This window comes from Treponema sp. UBA785, assembly GCF_002297065.1.
GTDB lineage: Bacteria > Spirochaetota > Spirochaetia > Treponematales > Treponemataceae > Treponema_D.
On record NZ_DBJD01000001.1, the window covers coordinates 5,020 to 8,896 of the forward strand.

Consider the following 3,877-nt stretch of genomic DNA (forward strand, 5'->3'; position numbering starts at 1 on the left):
CGATAATGACAAGGTAGCTAGCATGATAATGACAAAATGACAAGCCTGATAACGACAGTCCGCTTTATGTCATTCCCTTGCTTGACAAGGGAATCTCTTGATGACATTAAACTATAAAACTCGGAGATTGGGCTAAATAAAATTTTATCAACTTGAAAAAAAATTTCCAAAAATGCTATTTTTATTGATTTTATGCAGTTTGTTGATTTTCATACGCACCTGGATTTATACAAAAACCAAAATGAACTTTTTGAACAGCTTTCTTCTTATTGCGGAACAATTGTTGCGGCTTCGGTAGACCTTGATTCTTATAAAAAAAATTGCCAGATTGCTCAAAAAGCCAAAGCCTTGGGTTTTAAGGCAAATATAATTGCAACCTTGGGAATTCATCCGGAAAAAGTGCTTTTAGAAAAAGAAAAGCTTTGTGAATACGAGAAATTTTTAAAAGAATCTCATATTATTGGCGAAATCGGAATGGATTTTTGCTGGTACAAAGAAGCGGCGCCTGTGGCGCAGGAAGAAGTCTTGAGATTTTTTCTTGAACACTGCAATCAGGAAAAAAAATATTGCGTGATTCATACAACGGACGCCGAAGAAAAAATCTGTAGAATTTTGGAAGAATATCCTTTTGCAAAGCCGGTTATTCATTGGTATGACGGCCCGGAAGAAATCTATAAGGAATTTGTCAGTCGAAATTATATGCAGACTTTTGGCTGCGAAACTATACGCTCAAAGCATATTCAAAAACTTTTGGAGCAAACTCCGCTGAATTTGATTTTGGCAGAAACCGACAATCCTGATTCTGAAAGGTGGCTTGGCGGAACAGACAGTTCGGTTTTTTTAATAAAGAGAATTTACAAAGATATTGCAGAAGTTCTTGGGCTTAAAATAGAAAAAATCGCCAAAACTATAAATGAAAATTCTGAAAAAATTCTGGAAGACTTTGAGGCAAAACTTTAAGAGAAAGGGCAGTGGCGCAGAGAAGGACAGTTTTTTCTTCGCTATAAATTCTAAAAATCAAGACCTGATGAATTGCTGTCAAACATCTTCTTGTACGGAATAACAAGCTCATCGCCTTTTTGAACTAAATATGGACTTATAAACTGAGGGTCGTCCAGTATTTTTTGCGCTTCGATTGCGATTTTCTGGTCTTCGCGCTGAACGTATGCATTTTTTAAGTCTGAAAAAACAGTAAATGCATCTCGAATTCGGTAAATCAACGAAGAATAGTTTTCGTCGGCAAAAAATTGAATTTTTGTTCTATATGTATTGTAAGAAGCGGCATTGTAAGCGTTATTTGTGGTTTCGCCAGTCTGCGGATTTTTTATAATTCCCTTTAATTCGATAAACGGCTGTTCTTCGTGCCAATCAGAAATATAGACAGAATCTTTGTCGTTGAGAATATAATTTTTGTCTATGTCTGATTTTGCAAGATATGTGATTTTTTGTATTTTTTCGTCTTCTTCGCTTATGCGGATAAGGCGGATTTTTGTGAGATTTGCGGTTTTTGTTGTGCCATGGGCATAGGAACTGATTAAATCGCTAAGATTTTCGTTTGCCAAAAGTTCATAAGTGCCTTCGCGTTCTACTGCGCCGGAGATTGAAACTTTGCGGTTGCGCCGGAAAAATTCGATTGTGTCGCCTGGACGCAAATATGGATCTTGCGAAAAATCGCCGTTGCGCCTTGCCTTAAATAAATCACAGATTTTTGATTTGCCATTTTGGCTTGTTATTTTTATGTTTCGGGTTGAGGATTGTTCTGTAAGTCCTGCTTTGGCGGCAATTGCAGAAAGCCTTGTCAAAGCCCAGGCATTTTCTTCGTGAACAGCGGAAACTTCGCCTTTTATTACGACTTTAAAGATGCCTGGCTGGAGCATAACAAAGGTTACGACACTGAGCGGATAGTTTTTCATTACGAGGTTTTCGATGTTTTGCTTAAGCTGCAAGAAAGAAAGTCCCGCACAGTTTAGAGAGCCCAAATTTGCGATTCGGATTTTATAAGATGAATCTACTGTAATTGTGTAAGAAACTGACGTTCCGTTTGAGTAAAAGGCAAGGGCATAAGTGTCGCCTGCCGTAACCTGATAATCTGCGCTCGACATGGCAAGCTGCGCATTTGCCTGAAAAAGAGATTTTTCTTCTTTTACCGAGTCTGAAGTCCCGGCTGAATTTGCAACTTGTGCCTGTGAAAAAACAAAGCAAGGAATAAAAGCAAGAAAAAAAGAAGTTACAATAGATGTTTTAAAAAAATGCACGGCTGCGCTCCCTCTTTAAGAAAAAACTACTGTAGTAGTTTAATGTATCATCTGTAGAAAATCAACTTCAAAAAACTACTAAAGTAGTAAAATGCGACAATGAGTTTTTGGCAAAACGTTGAGAGGGAAATAGAATATAAAGGGATTTCCCGCAAAGAATTAGCTTTTCGCGCAAATATTGCTTATCAGGGAATTGGTCTTGGTATTGAACGCGAAAGTATGCCAAGAGTAGACACAGCGTTAAAAATTGCAAAAGTTCTGGAAGTTCCTCTCGAATATCTGATTGACGAAAAAGATTTAGAAATTCGTCCGGCAACGGAGCGCTTTTTAAAAAAAGAAAAAACTCAAACGGAACAGAATGACAATTCTGTTTTGCAAAAAATAGAAGATAAAAATCAATATATTGAATTTTATAAAAAGAACCGAAAAATAATTGACAGTCTTGAGAAAATTCCTTCCGCAATAAAACAACCGATAGAAAGCATGATTATTCATATTGCAACAGTGTATTGAATTAAGGTATTTATTTTTTTATACTGTCAAAATGGAAAATTCGCAAAATATAGAAACTGCTTCACAGACTGCGGAGCAGAATGACGATGAAATTTCGCTTTTGGATTTAATTGCAGTTCTTCTTCATTATAAATTTATGATTATTGCAGTTACGGGACTTGCAATAATTGGAGCAGTAGTTTTTTCTATAATCTCTTTAAAATTGCCGCCAGAAAAATCTCCTCTTCCAAACCAGTTTACGCCTCAGGCTCACATGCTCATAAAAGAAGATTCTAGCTCAGGCTCTTTGTCCGGCTCTCTTTCCTCGCTTGCAAGTTTAGCAGGCGTTAGCGTTGGCAGCGGCGGCTCTTCCCGCAGCTCGCTTGCAAATTATTTAAGCACTTCAAATGAATATTTGGACGCAGTTAATAAAAAATTCAATTTGACTGAGCGTTATAAGATTGAAAAATTTCCTGTTACGAGCACTAGAAAGGCTTTAAAAAAGACGCTTGTTTCTACTTATGATGAGGAAAGCAGCGTTTTTACAATAGGTTTTACAGACATTGATCCTGTTTTTGCAAGAGATGTTGTAAATTTTGCCGTTGACTGGATGCAAAACCGCTTTGATGAACTTGGACTTGATTCTAACCGGATTGAAAAAAAGAATCTTGAAGCAAATATCGACGCAACGTACAAAGAAATCTTAAAGCTTGAAAAAGAGGCTCAGAATTTGGGCGCGTCTGTAAATAAAGGCGTTTCTGTTTGGGGCGGTCCGAATGTTTCAATCGAAACTGCAAGAATTCAAATGGAATTAAGCGCGCAGCAGAAAGTTTATGAACAGTTAAAAACTCAGTATGAACTTTTGAAAGTAAAAATGCAAAGTGAACAGCCTGTTTTTCAAATTCTTGAGCGTCCGGAAATTCCTGATATGAAGAGCAAGCCTAGCCGCGGAAAACTTTGCATAATCATTACTTTTGCGGCATTTTTTATTTCGGTTTTTGCGGCTTTTGCATTGAATGCCTGGCAGAACATAAAAAATGATCCTGAGGCTCAGAAAAAACTTAATTTAAAGACAAAAAAAGAGAGTGTTTAAATATGAAAATTTTACGAAATTTTATAAAACTTGGTAT

At 36.9% G+C, this 3,877-nt stretch carries 4 protein-coding genes; 3 read left to right on the forward strand and 1 reads right to left on the reverse strand.

The window, feature by feature from the left end; translation table 11 throughout:
• Window positions 1-192 precede the first annotated feature (192 nt).
• A complete protein-coding gene (locus tag B2X33_RS00030) occupies window positions 193-960 on the forward strand; it encodes a TatD family hydrolase (protein ID WP_296666505.1) in 768 nt (255 codons plus the stop codon).
• Window positions 961-1,010: 50 nt separating this feature from the next.
• Here B2X33_RS00030 and B2X33_RS00035 read toward each other — a convergent pair whose 3' ends face one another.
• Window positions 1,011-2,255 carry an SLBB domain-containing protein gene (locus B2X33_RS00035; protein ID WP_296666507.1) on the reverse strand — a complete coding sequence of 415 codons (1,245 nt, stop codon included), beginning with the start codon at window positions 2,253-2,255 and terminating at the stop codon, window positions 1,011-1,013.
• 99 nt (window positions 2,256-2,354) lie between these two features.
• Between B2X33_RS00035 and B2X33_RS00040 the strand changes: the two genes are divergently transcribed.
• Together B2X33_RS00040 and B2X33_RS00045 are read left to right on the forward strand one after the other, a co-directional pair.
• Window positions 2,355-2,768, forward strand: a complete 414-nt coding sequence (locus B2X33_RS00040) for a helix-turn-helix domain-containing protein (protein ID WP_296024832.1) — start codon at window positions 2,355-2,357, stop codon at window positions 2,766-2,768.
• A 31-nt stretch (window positions 2,769-2,799) separates the two neighbouring features.
• Entirely contained in the window at window positions 2,800-3,840 is a 1,041-nt protein-coding gene (locus B2X33_RS00045) for a GumC domain-containing protein (protein ID WP_296024830.1), read from the forward strand.
• Window positions 3,841-3,877 lie beyond the last annotated feature (37 nt).